Raw genomic sequence first — 25,544 nt, forward strand, 5'->3', positions numbered from 1 at the left:
GATTACGCGCTGATGGAGCACCGGAAATCTTGTCTTGAGGTGTTATCAGCCCGCCGAATGAAACCAGTATACGGGCGGGCTAATCACTATAGATCGAAAGGGGAATGAGCTGCATTCCACGCGGAATGAAATGCATTTAAAGGCGCATCAGTTGCCTGAATTCTTTTATCTTGCTGCGGCTGACAGGGACTTCAAAGTCCAAATCGCTGAGCCGCAGAATATAGGTATTGTTAAACCACGGTACAATTTCACGGATTTTGGCTAAATTGACACAATAGGAGCGATGGCAGCGGAAGAAGTACTCCTCCGGCAGGCGGCTGAAAAATTCTGTAATATTCATCGGCATAATGAATTCTTCGCGTCGCGTATAGACCAACGTGACCTTTTCCTGCGCCGCTGCATAATAGATATCATTGATGTCGGTGACGATGATGCGCTCATCTTTCATCAAATTGATGGTATGTGCCGCAGAACGGTGGCTGGTACTGCTGGTCTGCTCCCTATTTTGGCGCTCACGCTTATGCAGCGCTTCGAGTTTTTGCAGCATAGTGACAATACGAGACTCATGGTAAGGCTTCAAAATATAGTCAAAGGCTTCAATTTCAAAGGCTTCTACCGCATGCTCTTTATAGGCAGTGATAAAGATAATATAAGGCTTATGGGCAAACTTGCTGATATTCTGAGCCAATAACACGCCATCCAACGACGGAATATTGATATCGAGAAAAATAGCATCAACCTGATGGTTTTGCAGGTATTTAAGCACATCCAGCCCATCGTCAAAGGTTGCCTCAATGGTTATGCCGCTGTGCTGGCGAATCAGGTAACTCAACTCTTCTTGAGCCAGAAACTCATCTTCAACAATGATTGCTTTCACGGGTTAAACTCCGGCTGGAATACGGGGTTCAGCATGGATTTTGCCGCCATTTTTGCTGATATAAAAAGAGATCTCGGTGCCCGGTTCCATGCGGCGTATCTGTAAACCTTCCCCATACAGTAATTTCACCCGATGATGCACATTGAGTAAACCAATTTTATTGCCCGGCATTTCATTATTCGCCACGCGCTCAATAGTCTCTGGGTTAATACCATTACCGGTGTCTTTCACTGAAATTTTTATTTGGTCGCCACTGTCTTTAACCGCAATGACCACGACACCTTTACCACGACACGGCTGAATGCCATGCACAATAGCATTTTCAACCAAAGGTTGAATTAACAGACTGGGTATTTTCAGCGCAATATCGTCGTCAATATCATAAATCACGGTTAACTTGCTGCCGAAGCGGGCCTGCTCGATGGCGATATAATCCTGAATTTGATGTAGTTCTTTGCGAATATCAATCTGTTCGTCATTCAGTTCAAGGTTATAACGCAGATAACGGGATAAATTGATGATCAATTGGCGCGCGGTATCTGGATTAATACGAATTGAGGACGAAATGGCATTCAAGGCATTAAACAAGAAGTGCGGGTTAATTTTACTTTGTAGTGCGCGCATTTCCGCTTTATTTGCCATTTCGCGCAGTTGTTCTATGCGGGAAACTTCAATCTGAGTTGAGATGATTTGTGATAAGCCTACCGCCATCACTTTTAATGAATAGGTGATTTTATGTGCATGGCAATAATAGATTTTTAGCGAGCCGGTGACCTCGCCTTTTTCCCATAACGGGATAATGATGAGGGAGTGAATTTGTGGTGTGCGATTGACTTCATCATTATTGCGGATGGTAATCTTCCCGCGCTGAATGCTCTCTTTGGTAATATCACTGATGATCTCATGGCCGATATTATAGGCTTCAACGCCCACCCCAACATAAGCCAAAATATGTTGGGTATCAGTAATGGCGACAGCGTCAGCCTTAATATCGGTGCGAATAATCTCACACACACTGCGCAGTGATTCGCCATTGATATTGCGAAAATACGGCAGGGTTTTGTTGGCGATATCCAGTGCCAGTTTCGCTTGCCGCGCGGCAATAACCTCTTTTTCATCTTCGACACTTTGTACCAGCAGAACAATTAATCCGATACAAACCGCACCTAAAATCATTGGAATGGCGATTTTAGACACAATATCAATACCTAATGCGGTCGGCCTGGCCCAAATAACCACCAATAGCATGGTGAGTGACTCACAAATCATGCCTGCCAGAATACCGACACTCCATTGCCGTTCTTTCTTTATTTTTAGATGGATATAGCCAGACATCAGGCCAGCAATAATACTGGTAATCAGACAGGGGATTGATGTAATTCCATCAATATCAATTAAATATCGGTGAGATCCGGCGATAAGCCCGGTAATGATACCTACCCACGGGCCAAACAAAATACCGCCAGACATGACGGCAATAACCCGAACATTCACTAACGAACCTTCGACGTTAATACCGGAATAAGTACCAAAAATAGCGAATAACGAGAAGATAGCGGTTACCGCTGCCAGCTCCAGTGGTGTGTGCTTCTCTTTTTGCAATAACTGACGAAACAGGTGGGTGCGAGTCAGAAAGAATAAGCAAATCAACATTAATGCGGCGCGGTCGAACACCGCCAGTAGCATTTCAAATATCTGGTGCACACTATTTTCTCTTGGCAACAGCCTTGGTCTTAGCTGGGGAACAATCAGGTTCTGAGGCGAATAAGCGGTTAACTATAAGGAAAATAGCCGTCGACTACCACTTTATCCGCGTTATCCGGTGAATGGCACTGCGGGGTGCAAGGGAATCTGCTGGCGGGTCGCGCCAGCAGAGATAACGTTGAGGAGATTATTTATATCGTCATTATTGGCAGAGAAACACGGGATTAATAGGTGCGTTATTCAGCCATACCTAACTGTTGTTTGCCGATGGCGGTTAGGTTATCGGCGGTAGCTCTGCCGCTGAAATCCACCTCGAAATCATCGGCGGCAAAGTCTGGTGGTGAGCGGCCATCAATAAAACTGGCTAACTGACGTGGCAGGTATGCGGCGTTCTTGTCACACCATGGCGCTGCCGCGATATACATGACGTTGCTATCAAACTCACCGTTATGCTCATTTTCCACTGAGTGAATTACGTCGCAATGCCAGAATACCGTATCACCCGCTTCCAAATCTGGAATAGGGGAAATGGCTTCCATTAAAAGAGGATGCCATTGCTCAGAGGCGGATAAGGCGCGCCCCGGTGCCGCACCGCACAGATCATCGTCAGCAACATCATCTTGTAATGCGCGCAGCAGGATATAGGCCATGGCATTAGCGATCGGGATAACATTCAGCGTCCCTGCATGGGTTCGTTGCGGTGTCAGTGCCGTCCAGCCTTGAAAGGTGCGGAACATCGAACACACTGCCGGCGAGGGGAATTCGCGCACTTGTGGGCGGCCTTCAGCGGCAAATGGGTCATACTTCTGCCAGTCACCTGAGAATACGTGGCGGTATACGTGGCGGAAGTTCTCATCCAACCAGCGCTCGATGGAGCCACCATCAACGTGAGGTGATAAGCCCAGTGATGATGATTTTGGTGGGCGGCGACGGGTGCGGTCGGCATAAGTCACCACGCGGTTAGCATCAAAATGTTGCTTGCCGTTGCTCTCGGTTTGCCACAGATTATTTAAAAATACCTGCACCGCATTCATGCGCTGATCCTGGCGAGCCTCAACCTGCGGTGTGGACCAGTAAATCCCGTAAATTTGCGGTTTGCTGGCAGCCAGCGTTCCGAAATAGTTATCTTCTGCGGCATTTTTCAGGCGTTCGACGAAATTATTACGTTCGAGATAGTTACCGATTTCACGGTTCCACGCCGCCGCTTTTTCCGTTGGGAAGACACCGAGAATGGCACAGCATCCCCGTTGTTTTATTTGTGTTTTTTGTTCTTCGGTGACCTTACCATTGATAATATCATCGGCATGAATTTGGGGAACTGGGTTCTCACCCTGTGCCAGACTACGGCGGATCTCGGTGACTTGCTGGCGAATATTCTCTTCCACGGCTTGGAAGACCTGCTGATAATCAGGCAGCGCCTGACGTAATTGCTGCTTCACCGCTTTGATTGCTGCGGGAATATCGTCTATTTGTAATGAAGCCATAATACTGATTCTCCGATAGCTGTAGGGGAGGGCCGTGGTAATGGTGCGTGTGATGCTGACCATTTGTTTGTTTTTTGTTATCTTGAAGTGAACATTATTTAAGTAAAATGGAGAAGAATAAAGGGATGAGGTTGTGGAAAAATTTCCTCTTTAATATTCTGCGTTCTGTGTATGGCTAACATCTGCAATTCGAGGGAAAAATGTCACCAGTAGTCCCGATGTTCAGTAGCTCGCCGATTTCTCTGAGAACACCACGTTTGGTGCTCGATAGTCTTAAAGAACAGGATTGGCCGCTGTTTTTGCGCTTATACCAGGATCCTGCGGTTCAGCGTTATATGGCCGATCCAATGGATATAGCCGAGATCCGCGCGCGTTTTGAATCACGCTTAATTCCTTGGGACAAGACCTCCAGCCATTGGCTATGTCTGGTGGTTCGTGAACGCGCCAGCGGGCAGAGCATGGGCCTTACTGGCTTCTTAGCCGAATGGTCGCCGTTACAGCAAGCTGAAGTGGGTTATGCCATGTTACCGTCCTGCCAGGGCAAAGGTTTTGCCAAAGAATCCTTGTTGGCTGTATTGGCGTTTGGTTTCCAGCAATGCCAGTTTCATAAAATGAAAGCCACGGTTACCGTGGGCAACCATGCTTCACGCGGGTTACTGGAACGCTGTGGTTTTCAGTTGGAAGGCACGTTGCGGGATAACTATCAACTTGGCGGGCAATGGTGTGATGACTGGGTGTTAGGGATGTTGGCCTGCGAGTTTGATTCTTAGTAACTTATCCGATGAGTTAGATATTTATTATCAGCTACTCGACAGCCCTTTAGCGCTGGGATATGTTCATAAACAGACCATCTGATGGTCAGCGTCGCTCGGACGGTCCGGGCGCTAACGTATCCTCGAGGAAATTATGGCTGAACTCCCTGCTAAACGTCGTTTTACCCGTATTGATCGCTTGCCCCCTTATGTTTTCAATATTACCGCTGAGTTGAAAATGGCTGCCCGCCGGCGCGGTGAAGATATTATTGATTTCAGTATGGGTAATCCCGATGGCCCGACACCGCCACATATCGTTGAGAAAATGTGCAGTGTCGCGCAGCGTGAAGACACCCACGGCTATTCAACCTCGCGGGGGATACCTCGGCTGCGTAGGGCGATTTCCAACTGGTACGCCGAGCGTTACCAAGTGGACATCGATCCTGAAAGTGAAGCTATTGTCACCATAGGTTCGAAAGAGGGGCTGGCGCATCTGATGCTGGCGACGCTGGACCACGGTGATACGGTGTTGGTGCCGAATCCTAGCTACCCGATTCATATTTATGGTGCGGTGATTGCAGGGGCGCAAGTTCGCTCAGTCCCATTGACTGAGGGCATTGATTTCTTCTGTGAATTGGAACGCGCGATTCGTGAAACCATTCCCAAACCGAAAATGATGATCCTCGGCTTTCCGTCTAACCCTACAGCACAATGTGTAGAACTGGAGTTTTTTGAACGGGTAGTGGCGTTAGCGAAGCAATACGATGTGCTGGTGGTGCATGATTTGGCCTATGCCGATATTGTGTACGATGGCTGGAAAGCACCGTCAATCATGCAGGTGCCCGGCGCTAAAGACATTGCAGTTGAGTTTTTCACCTTATCCAAAAGCTACAATATGGCCGGTTGGCGTATTGGTTTTATGGTGGGTAACCCGGAATTGGTTAATGCGCTGGCCCGCATCAAAAGCTATCACGACTACGGCACGTTTACCCCGTTGCAGGTGGCGGCAATTGCTGCCCTGGAAGGGGATCAACAGTGCGTCCGTGATATCGCTGAAAAATACCGCCAGCGGCGTAACGTATTGGTGCGTGGGTTGCATGAGGCTGGCTGGATGGTTGAAAATCCCAAAGCGTCGATGTATGTCTGGGCGAAAATCCCAGAGCCTTACGCCCATTTAGGGTCACTTGAGTTTGCCAAACGCCTGTTATCTGAGGCAAAAGTCTGCGTTTCGCCGGGGATAGGATTCGGTGATTACGGTGATACCCATGTCCGCTTCGCCTTGATTGAGAATCAGGATCGGATCCGTCAGGCGGTGCGCGGAATTAAAAGTATGTTCCGTGCCGATGGCTTGTTGAAACCGAGCAAAGCGGTTTCAGGTGACGGTATCTAACCCCGCGCTTACTCTGAACTAAATAGCTAACTCCCTATTCTGACCGGCGACTCAAGCTGTCCGGTCAGAATAAAGTACCTTATGTTCAAAACGTTATCTGCCCACCCTTAATGTTCTCTTCATCTATTTTGTACCATACTGACTATTAACTTAGTGAAGTCAGTGGAGCACAACAATGAGAAATCGCTATTCGTTACCCCAAATAACCCTGCATTGGTTGACGCTAGTGATGGTCATTCTGACTTACGCCGCCATGTTACTCAGTGACTCGGTGCCGGATGAAGACCTTGCCTTAGTGAAAAATCTGCATTTCAATTTTGGTATTTCTGTCTGGCTACTGATGTTGGTACGGCTCTGGTTGCGCCAGCGTAATGTGGCACCGGCGATTACGCCAACGTTACCTAAATGGCAGCTGCTAGGGGCGGACATTATGCATTGGGGACTGTATTTAATGTTCTTATCATTACCGGTGCTGGGCGTGTTGACACAGGCTTATGGTGGGAAAACCTGGTTCTTGCTGGGGTGGCAGGTACCGCAATGGGTGACACCGGATGATGTCGCGCGTAGTTACCTTAAGCAAACTCATGAGTTAATCGCTAATTTAGGCTATTTTGTGATTGGCGCTCATGCGATGGCCGCGCTTTATCATCACTATATTCGTCGGGATGATACGTTACGACGAATGATTCCTGGAAAATGATAAAGGGCGCAAATGCGCCCTTTATACGATGTCAGATTGTGGATGGTTTGAGTAAGTGTTACTCGACCATCATCATGAAGGTGCCAACCCAGACCACCAACATAATTGAGATACCCATAAAGAAATATTTCACTGAACAACTCCCCTTGGAGCTACTTCGCCAGTAACGATCCAAATTGCTGTGCTGCGTTTACCCTTGTAACTTGAAATTGCAGTGGCGTCCGCGAGGTTAGCTAACCCGAGTCACTTACTGATGTAAGCCCGTCGGGATCAACTCACTTGCTGGCTAGCGCTAATTCCAAGTACTTTGGGTATTAATGTGGACGAATCACGCGTTCAATCAATGGCGGCCATTTCATCATAACTGGCTAGCTATCAATCTGAGATACATCCGAATTGTCGTGCCAGCCTGAGTGAACTCAGTGGGATACGACAGGATCGGGCTAATGTAATCCCAACAGGGAGAAACTTTCAATACTGTAATTTTATGCATCAGATCACGTTTTCGTATCTAAATGGCAAATATTGTGAGCCAATGCATTGAAGTGTGAGGCTATTAACGTTTTTTTAAATTATCGCCAAATAACAATTTGTTACTCTCTTGGTTACAATCTAAGCCAATGCGGCTGACGTTAAGATAATCAGCTTATTTTTTTTACCTCGATGTTGGCCTCAAAGCCCAGTAAATACAGGGCTTGCTCTAGTGCTTCAACCTTGGAGGCGTAATACACATCCAGCAGGCGATCCATCTGTGCGGCATTCAAACCAAGCTTGCGCGCCATATCTGCTTTGCGGGTATTGGTGGTTAACATCGCATTGTGTAATTCAGCTTTCAGCCGCACCAGAATGGGCACATGAACTGAAATATCACCCGGTTGCAGTGCTGAGGGGGCAGGGACGGGGCGGCGCTCTTCCATTTCTGCTGCAATACCATTCTTAATACCGTCTTGTGCTTCCAGTTCAATATCTTCCTGAGAGTAGGTCACTGATTCCAATTCAGGGAAATCGCGATACTGGATGTGGTACTCGCCGCTGGCTTCATCAAGGGTATAATGGGCTGGGTAATGGAACACGGTGTCACTCCTGTGGCGAACAAGCTACTAAAGGTAGTGGCATTGTACTGACATCAGCAGGTTGGGGTTACTTATTTAACGTAGTGGTACTTTGGTTCAATCGGCCATTTGGGGCGATGTTAGTTGCATTTCCAACGCCCTTGCCGGGCACCTGAAGGCACACTCACCGCAGCCATCGCACAGCGCTAAAGCCAGCGTCGGCGGCTGGTGGGGCCGCCACAGCAAAGCCTGTTTATCACAGTAATCAGCACAAGTGTTGCAGTAGATATAGGTGTTTTGACAGATGTTTTTTACGCCCGGATGCGCCGTAATAGGGTGGGCAGACGGTGATAAAGCACCGCTTTGGCAAGCGGTGGTACAGGCCAGACAACGGCTGCAATATTGAGTAGAAAAATCCAACTCAGGCTTTTGATTTACCATGACTATCAGATGTTCGCCGCAGACGTGCATGCAGGCTTCACAACCGGTACACGTTTGCGTGAAAGCACTTTCAGCAATGGCTCCCGGTGGCCTGATTGCCGTTACCGACGAGAGGGGAAGCGGTTGTTGGCGGGCACTTTTTAGCAAGCCGCGAAATAGCCCACGGCGACTGATGGTGCGGTTTTCCAGATACGCTTTGTAGTAGCGCTCGTCTTTTATCACCGACTCTTTTTTTATCACCGAAATAGCTCGCGGGGCTGAGGAAATAGGCCCAGTTCAGTTTGTAAGGTTTGCAGGTAGCACTCGGTTATCTTTGCCAGTAACGGATATACCTGATGCTCGGTCTGGCTACTTGATACCAGCTCAAGGTAGCGATAGGCCCACGGCAGTAAATGCTCAGTGAGTAATACCAGTGCAGCTTCGCCAGATGGAAGCTTAGTTACCGGTTGCTGCTCAATTAAATTAACCCATGCCAATAACATTAGGCCAAATTGGTCTTCCGGTTCACGGATAGTACTTTGATTTACCAGCCCGAATGTTGACAGGAATTCGCGATATTGCAGGGTGCTATCTCCCATCAAGATATTTTCTTTATCCAGATAAACGGAACCCCAGGGTGGCGCGGGCATTTCACCTTGCCCCTCAAACAAAATCGAGAAATCATATTCCAGTTGTTCGGGCTGGATACTCGGCATTTGCTGGCAATAGCGCGCAATTTTAGCCGGATTTGACCACGGAAAAAGCTCAGCAATCTGTGGCAGCAGTGGCCAAAGGCGCTGTACGGTATCGGACTGTGGTGGATAGTAAAAACAGGCACCTAAAATCCTTGGCAGCGTGGTATTTAGTAACATCAAAATTTTCTCTCTTTGGGGCCAGCTATCTCAATACTGATTAGCCGCAGTTATCACGGCTAATCAGTGAGTTGTGAGTAGGGCAATAGCAGCAATAGGTTAATTTACATTGGTACTTGCCACAGATTGTAGAAAGCGATGCGCCCGGCCAACTCACCGATCACCAGCGCCGAAGCACTGACCGCGAGCGTAACTCGAGGGATTCTGTCTTTCAGTAATGCTGCGGTGGCAACAAAGATACCGAGCGTCAGCAGCAGAATTTGAATTCCCCAGAACAGCCCCTGTTGGCTACTCAGCTCCGCTGAACTTTGACCAAGAAAACTGAGGTAACCTGGTTTATTCACCAATGTCACAATGGCACCTACCAACACGGCTAATGCACCAAGCTGGCGAGCGCCGGTCAAAATAGCGAAAGCGCCACCGCCAACCAGTACCGTCATCCACAGTTGTAGCGAGGTATACGAGGTATCCCAATTAGGCACCGTGGTCAGTTGATAAACTTGAGTGATTGACCAGGCAAAGGCCAGGCCGAAGATCACGGTTGCCACATTGCACAACATTGCCAGTAGCGTATTTTTGACGATGGTTGAGAAAAATACGGTGCCACAGGCCATGGCGACAAATAAGCCACTGAGCACTATCTCGTTACTCATTGGTGAGCGGCCAACACCCAGTAGCATGGTGGCAGCGCGCAATGGTTGCCCAACATGCAGAGTGCCAACGATCAGGCCAACCATCATCAGCATCAGGCCGATGATATTGGCTTGTTTGAGTTGTAAAGGGGTGGTCATACCGAGTTTGTTACTCAGTAGCACCAGTGCAAACAACCCGACAGCGGTTTGCCCCAGTACGGTGAAAAACACCAAGGGTAATTCATGCATTTTATACCTCCGCCGGATTTTGGATGCGGCCTGATGTATCACCAGATGGCTTGGCATCACGGTGGCTTTTGATAACCAGATTGGGGTGTGTCAGATGCGCGTACGGTAATGGCGCAATGGCATTTTCTTCACCGTATTTATCCCTCAATAGCGTGATTTCATCAAAATCTAGTGCGCGCTGCGGGCAGGATTCGACACAAACCGGTTTATCGCCTGCGGCGACCCGTTGATAGCAGCCATCGCACTTGGTCATCAGTTTCTTCTTGGCATCAAATTGCGGCGCACCATATGGGCAGCGCATCTCGCAATAGCGGCAGCCGACACAGAGATCCTGATTAACGACCACCAAGCCATCTTCTTCACGTTTATGCATGGCACCAGTTGGGCAACCTGTTACGCAGGTGGGCGATGAGCAGTGGTTGCAGGCGATAGACAGATAGTAGTTGAAGACGTTTTGTACCCAAATATTGTTCTGCTTAGCCCAACTGCCGCCGCCATATTCGTAAACACGCCGCAACTTCGGCCCAAGATCTAATTTCTTCTCATCCTTGCAACTGATTTGGCAGGTCTTACACCCAGTGCACTTGGTGGAGTCGACAAAAAAACCATATTGCTTCATTACTCAACTCCTTATATGCGTTTTACTTCAACGAGGTTGGTGTGTTGTGGGTTACCTTTTGCCAGTGGCGACGGTCGCAGTGTTGTTAACGTATTGATACACCCTCCCACATCAATGCCGTCCTTATTGGTATTTCGCCATGCCCCCTGCGGCACGCTAATCACCCCCGGCAACACCCGTTCGGTAACCTTTGCGGCAATACGAATACGGCCTCGGCTGTTAAAAATTTCGACCATATCCCCTTGTTGGATACCGCGAGGCTGGGCGTCAATGGGGTTAATCCAAAACTGATGCGGAACCGCTTCCCGCAGCATGGCTACGTTATAATAAGAGGAGTGGGTATGGCCTTTGATATGGAAACCTGTCATCTGCAAGGGGTAGTTTTTCATGGTTTCTACATCGCTAACACCTTCAAAGGTAGGGCAATATTCGGCGACAGCCGTAATGCGATCACCGGGTGCCAGTTGCCACTCTTTTTCCAATGTTGCCAGCGCTTCTGAGTAGATCTCAATTTTGCCAGACGGGGTTTTCAACGGGTGGTTCACCGGGTCATCACGGAAATCTTTTAACGCGATATATTGACTGCTGTCCGCATAAATACGATCGATGATGCCTTGGTCGTTGGTCTGTTCAAAAGGCGGTAAGGCGGGATTTTTCTCACGCATTTTGTTATAGCTGATTTCAATCCATTCTTGCTGGGTATGGCCTTCGGTAAAAGCATCGCCAATCCCTAACTTAGTGGCAATTTCGGCTAACACATCATAAGACGGGCGGCATTCCCACAGTGGCTCGATCGCATTTTGCAACCGTGTGACATAGTGATAAGCCCCACTGGCGTAAGAGTTATCAATCAAATCATTTGATTCAACTGAAGTGACATCGGGCAGTAATAAATCAGCATACTTGGCAGAGTTAGTCATGTGGTTTTCCCACACCAAAATAAACTCGCACAGTGATTCATCTTGTAAAATGCGGTGGGTTTTATTCAGATCAGAATGCTGATTGCCGATAACATTACTGGCGTAGTTCCACATAAACTTAATATTGGTATCAAGTTTATCTTTATTCTTCACATGCGCATTTTTCGCCGTCATTTCAGTGCCACGGAAAATAGCATCGGTCCACATAAAGCAGGGTATAGCCGTCTTCACTGGGTTCGGAATACTGAATCCCGGCACCGGATATTTCACATTCCCACCCCAGGCGCCGGTATTGGTTCCGGCGCGGCCAATATTGCCGGTCATCAGTGGCAACATCATAATAGCGCGCGCCGCCTGCTCGCCATTAGCACTGCGCTGAATACCCCAACCTTGTGATATCCATGCTGCACGGGCATTTCCTAATTCGCGGGCTAATTGAATAATCCGTGTTGGCGCAATACCGGTTATCTCACTGGCCCATTCTGGTGTTTTTTCTACCCCGTCGAGGCCGTTACCTAAAATATAGTCTTTGTAAGAACCATTGGCGGGGCTGAAGCGGGTAATGTTGTGGTATCCCAGCCGACACAATATTGTGTCAGGAAATCTTCATCAGTCAGATTTTCTTTAATTAATACATGTCCTAATGCCGCCACCAGTGCGGCATCGGTGCCTGGGAAGATGGGGATCCATTCTGCATTGAGGGTCGTCACACTGTCGGTCATGCGTGGATCGATAATAATAACTTTGGCTTTGCTCTTCCCCAGCGCATGAACGGTTTCGATATATTGCCCGCCACCCGACATGCGTGTTTCTGCCAGGTTATGACCAAACATGACCACTAAATCTGAGTTTTTAATTTCATCCAGTAAGGTTTCGTCTGCGCTACCATAGATATACGGCATCACCGTATTTATTTGAGCAGTAGAATAGGTACCGTGTTGGTCGAGAAAACCACCGAGCAAGCTCAGCATTCTTTTACAGGCATTGCGGCCTTGTAAATTAGCGCCGGTCGAGCCAGAACCATATTGATAATAAATTGCTTCGTTACCGTATTGTGCAATGGTTCTTTTTAGATTATCGGCCACAATAGTGGTAGCTTCATCCCAACTGATACGTTTGAATTTACCTTCGCCACGTTTGCCAACACGCAGCATGGGGTATTTTACTCGATCTGGATTATATGTTTTCCATCTTACCGATCTACCACGCAAACAGGGGCGAATTTGATGCTCACCGAAGGTGGAGTCATCATAAATTGCTTCATTAGCAATCTTAATAATTTCGCCATTTCGCACATGTACTTTTAGTGGGCAGCGGCTACCGCAGTTAACCAGGCATGCACTGTATTTAATGGTTTCCTCTGTTGCTGCTGCGCGCTGTTCTGGCGCGGCATGTACTGAAAAAGGAAGGGTGATAGAACCGGCAATAGCCGCAGCCCCAGTCACTGCGGCGGATGTTTGAATAAATTCACGGCGGCTCAGTGAACCGGTGATAGGTCTTTTATTGTTATTCATCGACATTACCTTTGCGGAGGACACTTTTTTAATGAAAAATAAGAAAATCAGGCGTAAATGGTATTGCTTCACCTTAGGAAATAATTTGTTACTTTTATATGATGCAAATCAATTAAGGCGATATAACGGAAATATAGCGCTGTTTTTTGTGAGTTTGCCAAAGGTTATTAATGATTTAATGAAAGGTATTAACCATTTACTATACATATACGTAATATACTTATATAAATTTGGCTGTCGTAATAAAGAATCAATCTCAAATGAAAGTATGTTGTTATTATTCTCATTTTTTGTGATGTTAATTTAATTTATCTTTATAATCTTAAGAAAAGTCTCAATAAAATCGCTGCTGTTTTTTCTATTGTTTTTTATCACGATAACGCGAATTTTAGGTGGTATTAACACAAGCTAAATAATGGCTTAAACGAGGTGGTGATCTATTTTTTATGACAAGAGGAGATCTACATCACGATTTTTATCACTTGCGGCTTGCAGTAGGGTATTAACATGTTAATTTAGGGGTAGTTGGATTGTTACCGTCAATGGCGGGCAAAACCTGATTGAGTAGCTTGATGAATGCTGCTGAGTCGGGTTTTTTTGTTTTCAGGGCCAAAGCATGCGAATTGCGAAAATACTTAACAACAACGTGGTGATTGTTCTCGATCAACATGGTCAGGAACAAGTCATTATGGGTCGTGGCCTTGGCTTTCAAAAACACCCAGGTGAAGCACTAGATAACTCATTGATAGAAAAAGTGTTTGCTCTGAAAGATAATGAGTTGGTTTCGCGACTGAGTGAGCTACTTAGCTGTATTCCATTGGAAGTAATGATTACTTGTGACTGTATTATCACGCAGGCAAAGGCAAAACTGGGTAAGTTGCAGGATAACCTCTATATTTCGCTGACTGACCACTGTTTCTATGCAATTGAACGGCATAAACAAGGTTTGGATATAACGAATGGATTGCAGTGGGAGATTCGTCGGTTGTATCCCAAAGAGTTTGCCTTGGGCCGTGAAGCATTGCAGATCATTAAACAACGGCTTGGGGTGCAATTGCGTGAGGATGAAGCCGGGTTTATCGCGCTGCATCTGGTGAATGCGCAGTTGAAGGGTGAAATGCCTGAAGTGATGCAAGTGACGAAGGTAATGCAGGAAATTCTGCATATCGTGAAGTACCAATTTAAGCTGGAATATGATGAGGACGGGCTGAGTTATCACCGTTTTGTTACCCATTTGAAATTTTTCTCGCAGCGGATGTTGGGCCGAAATGGGGTCACCAGTGATGATGATTCCTTACACGATGCGGTGAAAGATAATTATGCTGAGGCCTATCGCTGTGCGGGTAAGATCCAGCAGCATATGAAATTGCAGTATCAGCAGGATTTGAGCAAAGAAGAGCGGATGTTTTTGACTATCCATATTGAACGCGTTCGCCGGGAAAGTTTTAATCTGCCAGATTAAATGACTTAAAAGGGCGGGGTTCTAAGTAGTAACAGAATTTCGCCAAACTGGATTGTTACTGCTTCGGCAGGCAAAACCTGAATGTACTTGTATCGCTAAGTCGCGATGCGGAGTGCGTTTAGGTTTTTTTTTGCCCGAATTTTTACCTGTATAAACAAGAGTGTTACCGAAGGAATACACGATGCAATACACAACGGTCGCCAGCGAGATCCTCGCCGGAGTAGGGGGTCAGAGTAATATTAATAGCGTAGTACATTGTGCTACCCGTTTGCGCTTCAAACTCAAGGATACGGCGCGGGCTGATGCCCAAGCGCTAAAAGACAATCCCGGCGTTATTATGGTTGTGGAAAGTGGTGGCCAGTTTCAGGTGGTTATCGGAAACCATGTTAGTGAGGTCTATCAGGCGCTAGTAAACCAGGCGGGGCTGGCTGATGCTGAAGAACATGACAGCAAGTCAGGTAACTCAAAAGAGAGTGTGTTTAGCCACTGTATTGATATCATTTCGGGTATTTTCACCCCCTTGCTCGGTGTACTGGCGGCTTCGGGTATCCTTAAAGGTTTTCTGGCACTGAGTATTGTTTGCGGCTGGTTACAACCCAATAGCGGCAGTTATACAATTTTATTTGCTGCCAGTGATTCGCTGTTTTATTTCTTCCCGTTGGTCTTGGGTTATACCGCAGGTAAGAAATTCGGCGGCAATCCCTTCATTACCATGGCGATTGGTGGTGCATTGGTGCACCCCTTGATGCTTGCCGCATTTAACGCAGCCGGGCAACCTGGTGCTTCTGAGGTCTATTTCCTTGGTATCCCGATTACATTTATTAATTATAGCTCGTCGGTTATCCCTATCATATTAGCGGCTTGGGTTAGTAGTCGGTTAGAAAAAGGGTTCAACCGGGTGTTACACAGCAATATTAAGAACTTTTTCACCCCGTTGCTGTGTCTGGTAATAACCGTTCCGGCAACCTTTTTATTGATTGGCCCGCTGGCAACCTGGCTCAGCCATTTATTGGCGTCGGGATTCCAAATTATCTATTCGGCTGCTCCGCCTGTTGCCGGTGGTGTATTGGCAGGGCTATGGCAGATTTGCGTTATCTTTGGGTTGCATTGGGGGTTAGTCCCGTTGATGATCAACAACCTGAGTGTACTAGGCTATGACGCCATGTTGCCACTGTTGTTACCCGCAGTTATGGGGCAAGTGGGGGCCACGCTCGGTGTCTTTTTGCGTACTCGCGATGCAAAAATGAAGGTACTGGCTGGTTCGGCATTTACTGCGGGGATATTCGGTATCACTGAGCCCGCTGTTTATGGGGTGACATTACCGTCGAAAAAACCGTTTGTTTTTGGCTGCGTAGGCGGGGCGATAGGGGGTGTCATCGTTGGTTTCTGCCAGACCCATGTTTATTCATTCGGCCTTGCCAGTATCTTCTCTTTTGCCCAGATAATTCCCGCTACAGGTGTCGATGCCAGTGTATGGGGCGCTATTATTGGCACCCTGATTGCGTTGATCTTTGCTGCCATCAGCACCTTCTTTTTTGGCCTGCCAGCGCCTGTTGTCACCGCAGAAACAGAAGATTTGTCTCACAGCTCATCCATCACCGATAACCACAGTGGTCTGGGCGAAGTGATATTTAGCCCGATCAGTGGCGAATTGTTAGCTCTAGCGGATGTCAGTGACAATATTTTTGCCAGTGGTTTACTGGGGGCGGGAATCGCGATTATTCCACAACAAGGGCGAGTAGTGTCACCCGTTAACGGCGTTGTTGCGTCACTGTTTAAAACCCACCATGCGATTGGCATTGAGTCTGATTCTGGTGCTGAGATCCTTATCCACGTTGGTATTGATACCGTCAAACTCGATGGCAAATATTTTACCGCTCATGTTAAAGCCGGTGATCGGGTCAACGCGGGTGATTTACTGCTGGAGTTCGATTGTACGGCGATTACAGGTGCCGGTTATGACCTGACGACACCGATAATTATCAGCAACAGTGAAAATTATCAGGATGTCCTGTGTACCAAAGGCACCGCTATTACTGAGCAAGCCCCGTTATTAACCGTAATTCGTTAATACTGATTCAGGAGAAAACCGATGAAACATGCATTTCCAGATAATTTCCTTTGGGGCGGTGCGATTGCCGCTAATCAGGTAGAGGGGGCTTATCTTACTGAGGGTAAAGGGCTATCTACCTCTGATTTACAACCCCATGGTATTTTTGGCGATATCATTCCCAGGGTGAGTGGTGACAGTTATGTCAAAGATGTTGCTATCGATTTTTATCATCGCTACCCAGAGGATATTGCGCTATTTGCTGAGATGGGGTTTAAATGTTTGCGGATATCCATTGCCTGGACACGTATTTTCCCACAGGGCGATGAGCAGCAGCCCAATGAGGCCGGTCTGGCATTCTATGACCGTGTATTTGATGAAATGGCGAAATATAACATTACGCCATTGGTGACATTATCCCACTATGAGATGCCTTACGGGCTGGTTAAGAATTATGGTGGCTGGGGTAATCGTAAAACAATCGGTTTCTTTGAACACTATGCCCGTACCGTGTTTCAGCGCTATCAGCATAAGGTTAAATTGTGGCTGACATTTAATGAGATCAATATGTCACTGCATGCGCCGTTCACCGGCGTAGGATTAGAGCAAGAAAGCAGTAAAAGTGCCGTATATCAGGCGATCCATCACCAGTTGGTTGCCAGTGCCAAAGCGGTTGCTGCATTGCATGAAATTATCCCTGATGGTCGAATCGGAAATATGCTGTTGGGTGGGCTGATGTATTCACTCACTTGCAAGCCTGCCGATGTGTTGGAAACATTACAGCAGAATCGTGAATGGCTATTCTTTGGCGATGTGCAGGTGCGCGGTTATTACCCCTCTTATATGGCTCGTTATTTTAAACAGCACGGCATTAGTGTTGAAATTACGGCTGAAGATAAATTGGCATTAAAACAGACTGTCGATTTTATCTCCTTCAGTTATTACATGAGCGGCTGCGTGACCGCCGATGAAGAGTTAAATCGTAAAGCCCGAGGCAATATTCTTAGCATGGTGCAAAACCCGCATTTGGCCAGCTCTGAATGGGGATGGCAGATCGATCCTGAAGGGTTGCGTATTCTGCTCAATGAATTATGGGATCGCTATCAAAAACCCCTGTTTATTGTTGAAAATGGGTTGGGAGCGAAAGATAAACCGGATGTTAATGGCCATATTGAAGATGATTACCGCATCGAATATCTCAATGATCATCTGGTTCAGGTTAGTGAGGCGATCGAAGATGGTGTTGAGGTGATGGGATATACCAGTTGGGGACCGATTGATCTGGTCAGCGCCTCGAAAGCTGAATTATCCAAACGTTATGGTTTTATTTATGTCGACCGCGATGACAATGGCAAGGGTACGTTGGCGCGTCGCCGTAAGAAGAGCTTCTATTGGTATCGCGATGTCATTCAGAGTAATGGCGAGATATTGAAACGCTAATAGAGACGCTTATATTTTGCAGTGAGATGAACAGTACTCAACTGTTTTTCCTCACTGCAACACGACTTATTTGGAGAGAAGCACCGAGTATTTATTATTAGATGTGCGAATTATTCTAAAAAGGGAAAATAATGAAACCAACTTTATATCTGACTCGTCAGATGAATTCTGCTGCATTTTATTTGCTGGCCTCTACCATTTTATTTTCATCATCGGCACTAAGCGAAGATTTAACGGGAAGTGGCGAATATGTCGAGCAATCAACGCCGGAGTGGCAGGGGATCGCATTAGGTTTTGAACCGCAGCAAACGGGGCTGCTAGGCGATATGTTAGGCATTCGCCCTATTTTATCGGAGCACGGTTTTAATTATTCACTCGCTTACTTGAGTCAATTATCATATAACGCGGGGGGCGGCTATAATCATGATAAACAAGCTTCTTATATTGATCAGTTTTCACTGACTTTTCAGCAGGACCTTGAGTTATATACGGGTATTCCCGATGCGGTAATCGAAGGGAATATTGTTAACCGTAATCATGATAACAACCTAACGCGGGATCGGTTACAAGATCCTCGGGCGAATATAACCGATTTGTCGCAAGAAAGTTTTGGTGGACAGTCGATTACTCGCTTGGGCTGGTTAACCTTTGCCCGCAGTTTTGCAGATCAGAAACTGCATTGGCGAATTGGTTTGATGAATAAAGTGCAGGATTTTGACCAAATTATTCCCTGCGATTTTCAAACTCTTGGATTATGTGGTGGTAAATCAGCAAACTCGCTGACCTGGTTTAACTGGAACGTCCATTATTGGGGAACCACACTGCAATATAAGCTTACTGATGGTTTAACATTAAAAGCTGGGGTGATGGAGCAAAATCCTGATGCGCCGAGCCGTGGTAGAGCATGGAGTTGGTCAACCAAGGGCAGCAAAGGCATATTACTGCCGCTTGAATTGGAATTAAAAACCAATGCGTTTCAGGATCTACCCGGTATTTATAACCTCGGTGTTCTTTATACCAATGCTGAGCAACGGGATCTTTATAACGGTGTCTCTGGCGCTCCCGGAGCAACCGACCCAGGTGGTTATCGTTATCATGATAATACCTGGTTCTTTTACAGTGGGTTCAATCAGCAGGTAACAAAACATCAGGATGATGCCAGTCGTGGTCTAAGTGTGTTTTACAGCATGTCGTTGGCGGATCAACGGACCAATTACATGCATTACGCTACTTCCGCAGGTATCCGTTATCGCGGCTTATTTGATAGCCGCCCACAAGATTGGTTGGGATTCGGCGTATCAATGGTCAAACTGAGTGATTATTATAAAGATAATCAACGTTATCTGAATCAAATCAATAATGTTTCCGATTATGCTAATCCACGTTACTCTCCAATTCCTGGGCATTCGATTACCGCTGAACTGTATTATCGTTTCCGTGTCACTTCATGGCTGGAATTACAACCCGACCTACAATATTGGCACTCACCAGCAGGGGTAAACCAAACGCAAGATGCGTGGGTAACCGGATTAAAAACAGTTATTACATTCTAAATCGCGGCTGCATTGCCGATAATACGGCTATAACGTGGTGCTTTAACTGGCACCACGTAAGCTGTTACTCTATTCTCCATCGGGTATTATCTTGCAGGGAATCAGCGCGATGTTGAATATGAGAAACAGATTCGATGATAATCACATTTTCGGTGAGAAGAATATTCATGCAGTTTTTGAGCTGAGCTTATTGCTGAAAGCAATATTGGCTATGATGGAAATTATCGCAGGTATTTTAACCTATTTCGTGACACCGAAATTTTTACTGGATATTCTGCATCGCATCACGCAAGTTGAATTTATTGAAGACCGTGGCGATATGGTAGCCAATTATTTACTGCATGCGGCGCAAAATCTCTCTATCAGCAGTCTGCATTTCGCCGCATTTTATCTGCTCATCCACGGCGTGGTTAAGTTGTGGGTCATTATTGGCTTATGGCGCAAAAAACTGGGTTATTATCCGGCGGCAATAACCATATTCAGCTTATTCATTATCTATCAACTCTATCGTTATACCTTTACTCACTCGGTGCTATTGATCCTGATAACTGCACTGGATGCAGTGGTTATCGCACTGACTTTGCTGGAGTATCGAAGATTACGGCATCAGCATAAAGCCCCGAGCAAGCCATACTGAGCAATGAACCAAAAAACCGAGGTGCAATGCCCAGTTAGGTTACTCAGTTAGCAAAAATATGCGCTTGACCAATAATTGTCAGATCAACCATTAAACCGATACTTATACCTTCGCGGCTGATGGTTTTGACGTCTACCGTTTCATTACTTTCAACAAGATATAAGGTAAGTGTTGAGATGAAACCCGCAAAATCAATATTGATAACCTTGGCCATACAATGAGTGGTGTAGTGATGATCAGCTGGCAGTGGGGTAATAGTAATTTGTTCTGGCCGTAACATAATCCGGCTCAAACCATGGCGTTGTTCATCATCAACCCTGACTTTGCCTAGTGCGCAATCAGCCCATCCGGTATCAATATTGGCGGAAAGAATCAATGTTTCGCCAAGGAACGTTGCCGTTGGTTCATCAACCGGCCGCAGATAAAGTTCTTGTGGCGGGCCAACATGCGCCAGTTTACCCGCCCGCATTACCGCGACTTGCGAGGCAAATGATAATGCTTCGGTTTGATCATGCGTCACTAAAATAGAGGCAATATTCGCCTGTGCCAACAGTTCAGCCACCGCTTTACGCGTTGAGGCGCGCAACGCGGTATCCAGCGCTGAAAAAGGTTCGTCCAACAGCATCAATACCGGCCGCTGTGCTAGCGCTCTGGCGAGAGCGACTCGCTGTTGTTGCCCACCCGAAATCTCATGAGGCCAAAGTTGTGATAACCGCCGATCCAATGCGACCATTTCCATCAGCTCATCAACTCGGCGGGCTTTTTCCTGCTTGGTCCCTTTTAGCCCATAACCAATATTGCCCGCAACGGTAAAGTGGGGGAACAGCGCCCCATCTTGCGGCACAAAACCAATCCCTCTTTTGTGCGCTGGCACATGGGTTGAATGGTCGAATACCGGATGGCCTTGCAGGATAACTTTACCGTGATCGGGGGTTTCGAACCCGGCAATAATTCGCAGCAACGTGGTCTTGCCTGAACCGGATGGCCCAACAATCGCGGTGCGACTGCCGGCGGTAACCTGCAAGTTAATTCGATCTAATACGGTAACCGACTGGAAAGACTTACCGATTTGCTGAAGTTCAAGCGTGCTCATAATCCTGCCGTACGTTGCGATTGAGAATAAAGAAGCCAGGTTAGTGGTAGAGACAGTGCCACCATCAACAGTGCATAGGGTGACGCCGCGACATAATCAATTTCACTGGTCAAGGCCCAGAAACCAGTCGCCAGTGTCCGGGTACCGTTCGGGGCCAGTAATAATGTGGCGGTCAACTCATTGGAGATGGCGAGGAACACCAGCGCCGCTCCGGCAGCGGCACCCGGAGCAGCAAGGCGCATAGTGGTGCTCCATACAGCCTGAGTCGGTGTTTTGCCCAAGCTGCGGGCCACGTTTTCCAATTCGACGGGGGCGGTCGCAATGCCTGCCCGTAAACTGATTAAGGCGCGTGGGGTAAACATCAATAAATAAGCTAGCAAAATAGTGAATTCTGTTTGATACAGCGGGCGAGCAACACGGATAGTGATGGTGACCAGCGCCAGCGCGACCACAATACCGGGCAGCGAACTGGTGACATAATTACAGCCTTCCATCGCACGGTGCAAACGCCCTGGATAACGCACCGATAGCCATGCCATGGGGACGACACACAATGTGATAATAACCGCACCGCTCAGTGCTAATGCCAGTGTTTGTTTCAGGGCAGGCAGCAGTTCAGGGTTCAGCCAGACATCAATCCCACCAATATAGAGCCAACGGGCCAGCGTGATAAAGGGCACGCCCAGCGAGAGGGTGGTGAGTACCAATGGCAATAGCAGACACAGCAGTGTGATGGCTGTACTCATTGAATACGCAGTCTGACGCCTGGCACTGCCGGAGCCGACGCGTGCATAGCGGTTGTAGCCACGGCTGGTGGCTTCGATTAACAGTAGCCCCAGGCAACATAACGCCAGAACCCCTGCTAACATATTGGCCGCCGGGCCATTAAACGTGGATTGGAATTGGTCGAAAATAGCGGTGGTAAAAGTATCGAAACGGATCATGGCATACAAGCCATACTCCGCTAATAGATGCAGCGCGATCAGTATCGACCCGCCCCATACTGCTAATTTTAGTTGTGGCAGGACCACGCGAAAGAAGACGACTGTTGGGGGGCTACCCAATGATGCTGCCGCGTCTTCAAGGCCGGGGTCAAGGCGGCGTAATACTGCGGATGCGGGCAGATAAATAAAGGGAAAATAGGCAATCACTGAGATAAACACACCAGCGGCAAGACCATGCATTGATGGCACCAGGCTAATCCATGCATAACTTTGCACAAAAGCAGGTACGGCTAGCGGTGCAATAGCCAATAGCGACCAAATCCGCCTGCCGGGCAGGGCTGTGCGCTCGGTCAACCACGCCAATGCAACGCCAATAATGGCGCAAAGAGGTAAGGTAAAAACCACCAGTAGCGCGGTGTTAATTAGCAACTCGCCCACGCGTGGGCGAAAAACCAATGCTTTGACTGTCGGCCAACCGGTATCAATAGCGATACCAATAACAAACCCTAATGGCAGCAGGGATAGCAGTGACAGCAAAATCGCGATAGCCACAATCCCGAACCCTGGGCGGTGGTTATACTGCCGTTGGGCTGCCTTACTCAGTGAAACCGATACAATATCGGTGCTTATATTGGCCATAATAGTCAAGGCACTCGGCTTGTTAAATGCCCGCCACCATAGCGATGTGACGGGCTAAAAATGTATTCTATCAGCAGGTTGCCCTTATTACAGCAGGCCGGCTTCGGTCATTAACTCAACCACTTTTTTACTGTTGAGTTTAGATGGCTCAACAGTTGGCGCTTGCAGGTCTTTTAGTGGCACCAATTTAGGGTTTGAAGCGGCATCAACACTAACGGCATACTCAAATGCTGTGTTGGTTCGCAAGATATCCTGGCCTGATTTGCTGGTGATCCATTTGACGAATTCTTGCGCTTGTTTCGGGTGTTTACTGGATGCCAGAACACCGCCACCAGAGATACTCACAAATGCGCCAGGATCTTGGTGTTTGAAGTAATGCAGCTTGGTTTTACCGCTGTTCTCACCTGTTTTTGCCTGATCGACAAAACGATAATAGTGATAGATAACCCCACCATCGATTTGGCCCGCATTCACCGCTTTCATCACGGTGCTATTACCTTTGTAGGCAGTGAAGTTGGTTTTCATGGCTTTTAGCCATTCCAACGTCGCTTTTTCGCCTTTCAGTTCCAGCATGGCACTGACAATGGCCTGGAAGTCGGCACCGGAGGGCGAGGCAGCCCAACGGCCTTTCCATTCAGGTTTTGCCAAATCCATAATGGATTTAGGTAATTCGGCTTCGCTAATTTTTTCCGGGTTATAGACAAACACGGTGCTACGAGCTGCAATACCGGTCCAGCGACCATGTTCAGGGCGATATTCTTTCGCAACCTGTGCCTGTGTGGCGGTATCCAGTGGTGAGAACAGTTTAGCGTTATCGACCAGTACCATTGCCGGAGAGTTTTCAGTCAGGAAAACGTCGGCGGGGGATGAGTTGCCCTCCTGAACCAGTTGATTACCTAATTCGCTGTCGCCGCCATTGCGCAGAGTCACTTTGATGCCGGTATCTTTGGTAAAACCGTCCACCCAGGATTTCACCAGATTTTCGTGTTGAGCATTATAAATCACGATACCTTCATCATTTGATGCGGCATTGACGGAGAACGCCAGCATCATTGAGGAAGCCAGTAAAGCGACAGGGCCGAAAGAGGGGAAGCGTAACGTCATAAACTGAGATCCTTTTAAAAGCGCAAAGAAGAAGACGATATTGTCAGGCAACCGCAAAACAGAGCAATTGTATAGAAAGAAATTAACAATGATAGTAAAAATCATTCGCGTTATTTGCTACGAAATGTTTCATTTTCAGCACTATTATTCCTAATTAATAAAGAGTCTTAATATGATCGTGGCCAGTCAATAGATTTACTGTTCTCATCATTTCCTTATGAAGAACCAAGGGGAATACTGTATTTTCCTGTTTGTTCGTGGCAGACAATGACTTAACATAGCTATCACTTTTTTGTATGGTTTATGGGTATTCGATGCGCTACCTGGCTATTATTCTTCCCTTACTTACGTTGCTCTCTGCCTGTAGTAGCAAACCGACACCTCCTGTTGCTGCCGAGCCATCGGCGGGCCTGATACAGAGCGGTTTCTTGCTTGAGCCGCAACATGTGGGGCATTTGCAAAACGGTGATTTTGCTTATAACGCCGACACTGCCCGATTTGTTGACAAAATGGTGCGTGAACACGGTTTTGAGCCTCAACAACTGCATGATGTATTGGCCCAAACTAAAAAACTGGATTTTGTTATCCGCCTGATGGATAAACAAGCGCCATCGGCAGGCCGCCCTTCCGGCCCTAATGGTGCGTGGAACCGCTATCGCAAACAGTTTATTACCCCTGATAATGTGCAAAACGGTGTGAACTTCTGGAATCAGCATCAAGAGGCGTTGCAACGCGCCTATGAGGTTTACGGCGTGCCACCGGAGATTATCGTCGGAATCATTGGGGTTGAGACTCGCTGGGGCCGGGTGATGGGTAAAACGCGCATCATTGATGCCCTGGCAACACTCTCCTTTGCCTATCCACGCCGTGCTGAGTACTTTTCTGGCGAGCTGGAAACCTTCCTGTTGATGGCTCGTGCGGAGGGTAATGATCCGCTCAGCTTGCGGGGGTCTTATGCTGGAGCGATGGGGTACGGCCAATTTATGCCATCGTCATTTAAAAGCTATGCTGTTGATTTTAATGGTAACGGCCACATCAATTTATGGGACCCGGAAGATGCCATCGGCAGTGTTGCCAACTACTTCAAATCCCATGGCTGGACCAAAGATGCGATGGTCGCGGTGCCCGCTAATGGGCAAGCGCCATACCTTGATAATGGCTTTAAGACGAAATACCCTACCTCGACATTATCTGCCGCAGGGCTAAGCCCGTCCGGTTCGTTAGGGGGCTATCAGGAAGCCAGTTTACTGCGCCTGGATGTCGGCACCGGTTATCAGTATTGGTACGGGTTACCCAATTTCTACACGATTACCCGCTACAACCACAGCACCCATTACGCGATGGCGGTATGGCAGCTAGGTGAGGCAGTAGGCAGGGCACGTTCAATACAGTAAATGGTGAGTGAAAGGCGTTGCCGGCGGTTAGCGCTGTTATGGC

At 47.4% G+C, this 25,544-nt stretch carries 21 protein-coding genes and 1 pseudogene; 9 read left to right on the plus strand and 13 right to left on the minus strand.

All coding sequences use genetic code 11. From position 1 onward, the window contains the following. Window positions 1–136: 136 nt before the first annotated feature. The 3 genes from EL015_RS06435 to EL015_RS06445 form a co-directional block, all read right to left on the minus strand. On the minus strand, window positions 137–877 hold the full coding sequence (locus tag EL015_RS06435; protein WP_005183695.1) for a LytR/AlgR family response regulator transcription factor: 741 nt from the start codon (window positions 875–877) through the stop codon (window positions 137–139). A 3-nt stretch (window positions 878–880) separates the two neighbouring features. After that, window positions 881–2,581 carry a sensor histidine kinase gene (locus EL015_RS06440; RefSeq protein ID WP_005183692.1) on the minus strand — a complete coding sequence of 567 codons (1,701 nt, stop codon included), beginning with the start codon at window positions 2,579–2,581 and terminating at the stop codon, window positions 881–883. Window positions 2,582–2,817: 236 nt separating this feature from the next. After that, complete coding sequence (locus EL015_RS06445; protein WP_032905956.1) at window positions 2,818–4,065, minus strand: DUF1479 domain-containing protein; 1,248 nt, start codon at window positions 4,063–4,065, stop codon at window positions 2,818–2,820. Between the two features lie 260 nt (window positions 4,066–4,325). Between EL015_RS06445 and EL015_RS06450 the strand changes: the two genes are divergently transcribed. The 3 genes from EL015_RS06450 (at window position 4,326) to EL015_RS06460 (ending at window position 6,907) form a co-directional block, all read left to right on the plus strand. Next, window positions 4,326–4,835: a GNAT family N-acetyltransferase gene (locus tag EL015_RS06450; RefSeq protein WP_032906013.1), complete on the plus strand. Its 510-nt coding sequence runs from the start codon at window positions 4,326–4,328 to the stop codon at window positions 4,833–4,835. Between the two features lie 136 nt (window positions 4,836–4,971). Continuing rightward, complete coding sequence (gene alaC / locus EL015_RS06455; protein ID WP_005183665.1) at window positions 4,972–6,207, plus strand: alanine transaminase; 1,236 nt, start codon at window positions 4,972–4,974, stop codon at window positions 6,205–6,207. Window positions 6,208–6,382: 175 nt separating this feature from the next. After that, the gene (locus EL015_RS06460; protein WP_005183662.1) at window positions 6,383–6,907 is read left to right on the plus strand and encodes a cytochrome b; all 525 of its coding nucleotides are present in this window, start codon (window positions 6,383–6,385) and stop codon (window positions 6,905–6,907) included. Between the two features lie 58 nt (window positions 6,908–6,965). Here the strand turns inward: EL015_RS06460 and ypdK are convergent, their stop codons facing one another. The 7 genes and pseudogenes from ypdK to EL015_RS06495 form a co-directional block, all read right to left on the minus strand. Continuing rightward, complete coding sequence (gene ypdK, locus EL015_RS06465; RefSeq protein WP_098057507.1) at window positions 6,966–7,040, minus strand: membrane protein YpdK; 75 nt, start codon at window positions 7,038–7,040, stop codon at window positions 6,966–6,968. 508 nt (window positions 7,041–7,548) lie between these two features. Beyond that, entirely contained in the window at window positions 7,549–7,980 is a 432-nt protein-coding gene (locus EL015_RS06470; RefSeq protein ID WP_005183650.1) for a type II toxin-antitoxin system HicB family antitoxin, read from the minus strand. 96 nt (window positions 7,981–8,076) lie between these two features. After that, complete coding sequence (locus tag EL015_RS06475; RefSeq protein WP_032905955.1) at window positions 8,077–8,640, minus strand: 4Fe-4S dicluster domain-containing protein; 564 nt, start codon at window positions 8,638–8,640, stop codon at window positions 8,077–8,079. Further along, a complete protein-coding gene (locus EL015_RS06480; protein ID WP_005183648.1) occupies window positions 8,637–9,251 on the minus strand; it encodes a TorD/DmsD family molecular chaperone in 615 nt (204 codons plus the stop codon). Before EL015_RS06480 ends, EL015_RS06475 begins: the two co-directional genes overlap by 4 nt. 104 nt (window positions 9,252–9,355) lie before the next feature. Continuing rightward, window positions 9,356–10,132, minus strand: coding sequence for a dimethyl sulfoxide reductase anchor subunit family protein (locus tag EL015_RS06485; protein WP_005183647.1), 777 nt, complete (start codon window positions 10,130–10,132; stop codon window positions 9,356–9,358). Between the two features lies 1 nt (window position 10,133). Continuing rightward, window positions 10,134–10,751, minus strand: coding sequence for a DMSO/selenate family reductase complex B subunit (locus EL015_RS06490; RefSeq protein WP_005183646.1), 618 nt, complete (start codon window positions 10,749–10,751; stop codon window positions 10,134–10,136). An 11-nt stretch (window positions 10,752–10,762) separates the two neighbouring features. Beyond that, window positions 10,763–13,185: pseudogene (locus EL015_RS06495) on the minus strand (DmsA/YnfE/YnfF family dimethyl sulfoxide reductase). A gap of 616 nt (window positions 13,186–13,801) precedes the next feature. On the opposite strand from EL015_RS06495, the gene licT reads away from it, so the two are divergent. The 5 genes from licT to EL015_RS06520 all read left to right on the plus strand — a co-directional run bounded on the left by licT (window position 13,802) and on the right by EL015_RS06520 (window position 20,327). Beyond that, window positions 13,802–14,647 carry a BglG family transcription antiterminator LicT gene (gene licT / locus EL015_RS06500; RefSeq protein WP_005183644.1) on the plus strand — a complete coding sequence of 282 codons (846 nt, stop codon included), beginning with the start codon at window positions 13,802–13,804 and terminating at the stop codon, window positions 14,645–14,647. Window positions 14,648–14,828: 181 nt separating this feature from the next. Beyond that, window positions 14,829–16,718, plus strand: coding sequence for a PTS beta-glucoside transporter subunit IIABC (bglF, locus tag EL015_RS06505; RefSeq protein ID WP_005183643.1), 1,890 nt, complete (start codon window positions 14,829–14,831; stop codon window positions 16,716–16,718). A gap of 21 nt (window positions 16,719–16,739) precedes the next feature. After that, window positions 16,740–18,137: a glycoside hydrolase family 1 protein gene (locus EL015_RS06510; protein WP_005183639.1), complete on the plus strand. Its 1,398-nt coding sequence runs from the start codon at window positions 16,740–16,742 to the stop codon at window positions 18,135–18,137. Window positions 18,138–18,268: 131 nt separating this feature from the next. Next, a complete protein-coding gene (locus tag EL015_RS06515) occupies window positions 18,269–19,690 on the plus strand; it encodes a carbohydrate porin (protein ID WP_005183635.1) in 1,422 nt (473 codons plus the stop codon). 109 nt (window positions 19,691–19,799) lie between these two features. Beyond that, window positions 19,800–20,327 carry a DUF2127 domain-containing protein gene (locus tag EL015_RS06520; RefSeq protein ID WP_005183632.1) on the plus strand — a complete coding sequence of 176 codons (528 nt, stop codon included), beginning with the start codon at window positions 19,800–19,802 and terminating at the stop codon, window positions 20,325–20,327. 43 nt (window positions 20,328–20,370) lie between these two features. Here the strand turns inward: EL015_RS06520 and EL015_RS06525 are convergent, their stop codons facing one another. The 3 genes from EL015_RS06525 to EL015_RS06535 all read right to left on the minus strand — a co-directional run bounded on the left by EL015_RS06525 (window position 20,371) and on the right by EL015_RS06535 (window position 24,107). Continuing rightward, entirely contained in the window at window positions 20,371–21,420 is a 1,050-nt protein-coding gene (locus EL015_RS06525; RefSeq protein WP_032905953.1) for an ABC transporter ATP-binding protein, read from the minus strand. Next, window positions 21,417–23,003: an ABC transporter permease gene (locus EL015_RS06530; RefSeq protein WP_005183629.1), complete on the minus strand. Its 1,587-nt coding sequence runs from the start codon at window positions 23,001–23,003 to the stop codon at window positions 21,417–21,419. Before EL015_RS06530 ends, EL015_RS06525 begins: the two co-directional genes overlap by 4 nt. An 87-nt stretch (window positions 23,004–23,090) precedes the next feature. After that, window positions 23,091–24,107, minus strand: a complete 1,017-nt coding sequence (locus EL015_RS06535; protein WP_032905952.1) for an iron ABC transporter substrate-binding protein — start codon at window positions 24,105–24,107, stop codon at window positions 23,091–23,093. 314 nt (window positions 24,108–24,421) lie between these two features. On the opposite strand from EL015_RS06535, the gene mltB reads away from it, so the two are divergent. Beyond that, window positions 24,422–25,501 (plus strand): lytic murein transglycosylase B, encoded by a 1,080-nt coding sequence (gene mltB / locus EL015_RS06540; protein WP_005183620.1) that lies wholly within the window; start codon window positions 24,422–24,424, stop codon window positions 25,499–25,501. The last annotated feature ends 43 nt before the right edge of the window (window positions 25,502–25,544 follow it).

The organism is Yersinia intermedia (genome assembly GCF_900635455.1).
Lineage (GTDB): Bacteria > Pseudomonadota > Gammaproteobacteria > Enterobacterales > Enterobacteriaceae > Yersinia > Yersinia intermedia.

Excerpts from the sequence above, each read along its gene's own strand:
- EL015_RS06460 (WP_005183662.1), top strand. The coding sequence starts at position 6,383 with ATGAGAAATCGCTATTCGTTACCCCAAATAACCCTGCATTGGTTGACG.
- EL015_RS06445 (WP_032905956.1), bottom strand. The coding sequence starts at position 4,065 with ATGGCTTCATTACAAATAGACGATATTCCCGCAGCAATCAAAGCGGTG.
- mltB (WP_005183620.1), top strand. The coding sequence starts at position 24,422 with ATGCGCTACCTGGCTATTATTCTTCCCTTACTTACGTTGCTCTCTGCC.
- EL015_RS06515 (WP_005183635.1), top strand. The coding sequence starts at position 18,269 with ATGAAACCAACTTTATATCTGACTCGTCAGATGAATTCTGCTGCATTT.
- licT (WP_005183644.1), top strand. The coding sequence starts at position 13,802 with ATGCGAATTGCGAAAATACTTAACAACAACGTGGTGATTGTTCTCGAT.
- EL015_RS06525 (WP_032905953.1), bottom strand. The coding sequence starts at position 21,420 with ATGAGCACGCTTGAACTTCAGCAAATCGGTAAGTCTTTCCAGTCGGTT.
- EL015_RS06490 (WP_005183646.1), bottom strand. The coding sequence starts at position 10,751 with ATGAAGCAATATGGTTTTTTTGTCGACTCCACCAAGTGCACTGGGTGT.
- bglF (WP_005183643.1), top strand. The coding sequence starts at position 14,829 with ATGCAATACACAACGGTCGCCAGCGAGATCCTCGCCGGAGTAGGGGGT.
- EL015_RS06485 (WP_005183647.1), bottom strand. The coding sequence starts at position 10,132 with ATGCATGAATTACCCTTGGTGTTTTTCACCGTACTGGGGCAAACCGCT.
- EL015_RS06480 (WP_005183648.1), bottom strand. The coding sequence starts at position 9,251 with ATGTTACTAAATACCACGCTGCCAAGGATTTTAGGTGCCTGTTTTTAC.
- EL015_RS06520 (WP_005183632.1), top strand. The coding sequence starts at position 19,800 with ATGTTGAATATGAGAAACAGATTCGATGATAATCACATTTTCGGTGAG.
- EL015_RS06530 (WP_005183629.1), bottom strand. The coding sequence starts at position 23,003 with ATGGCCAATATAAGCACCGATATTGTATCGGTTTCACTGAGTAAGGCA.
- alaC (WP_005183665.1), top strand. The coding sequence starts at position 4,972 with ATGGCTGAACTCCCTGCTAAACGTCGTTTTACCCGTATTGATCGCTTG.
- EL015_RS06510 (WP_005183639.1), top strand. The coding sequence starts at position 16,740 with ATGAAACATGCATTTCCAGATAATTTCCTTTGGGGCGGTGCGATTGCC.
- EL015_RS06535 (WP_032905952.1), bottom strand. The coding sequence starts at position 24,107 with ATGACGTTACGCTTCCCCTCTTTCGGCCCTGTCGCTTTACTGGCTTCC.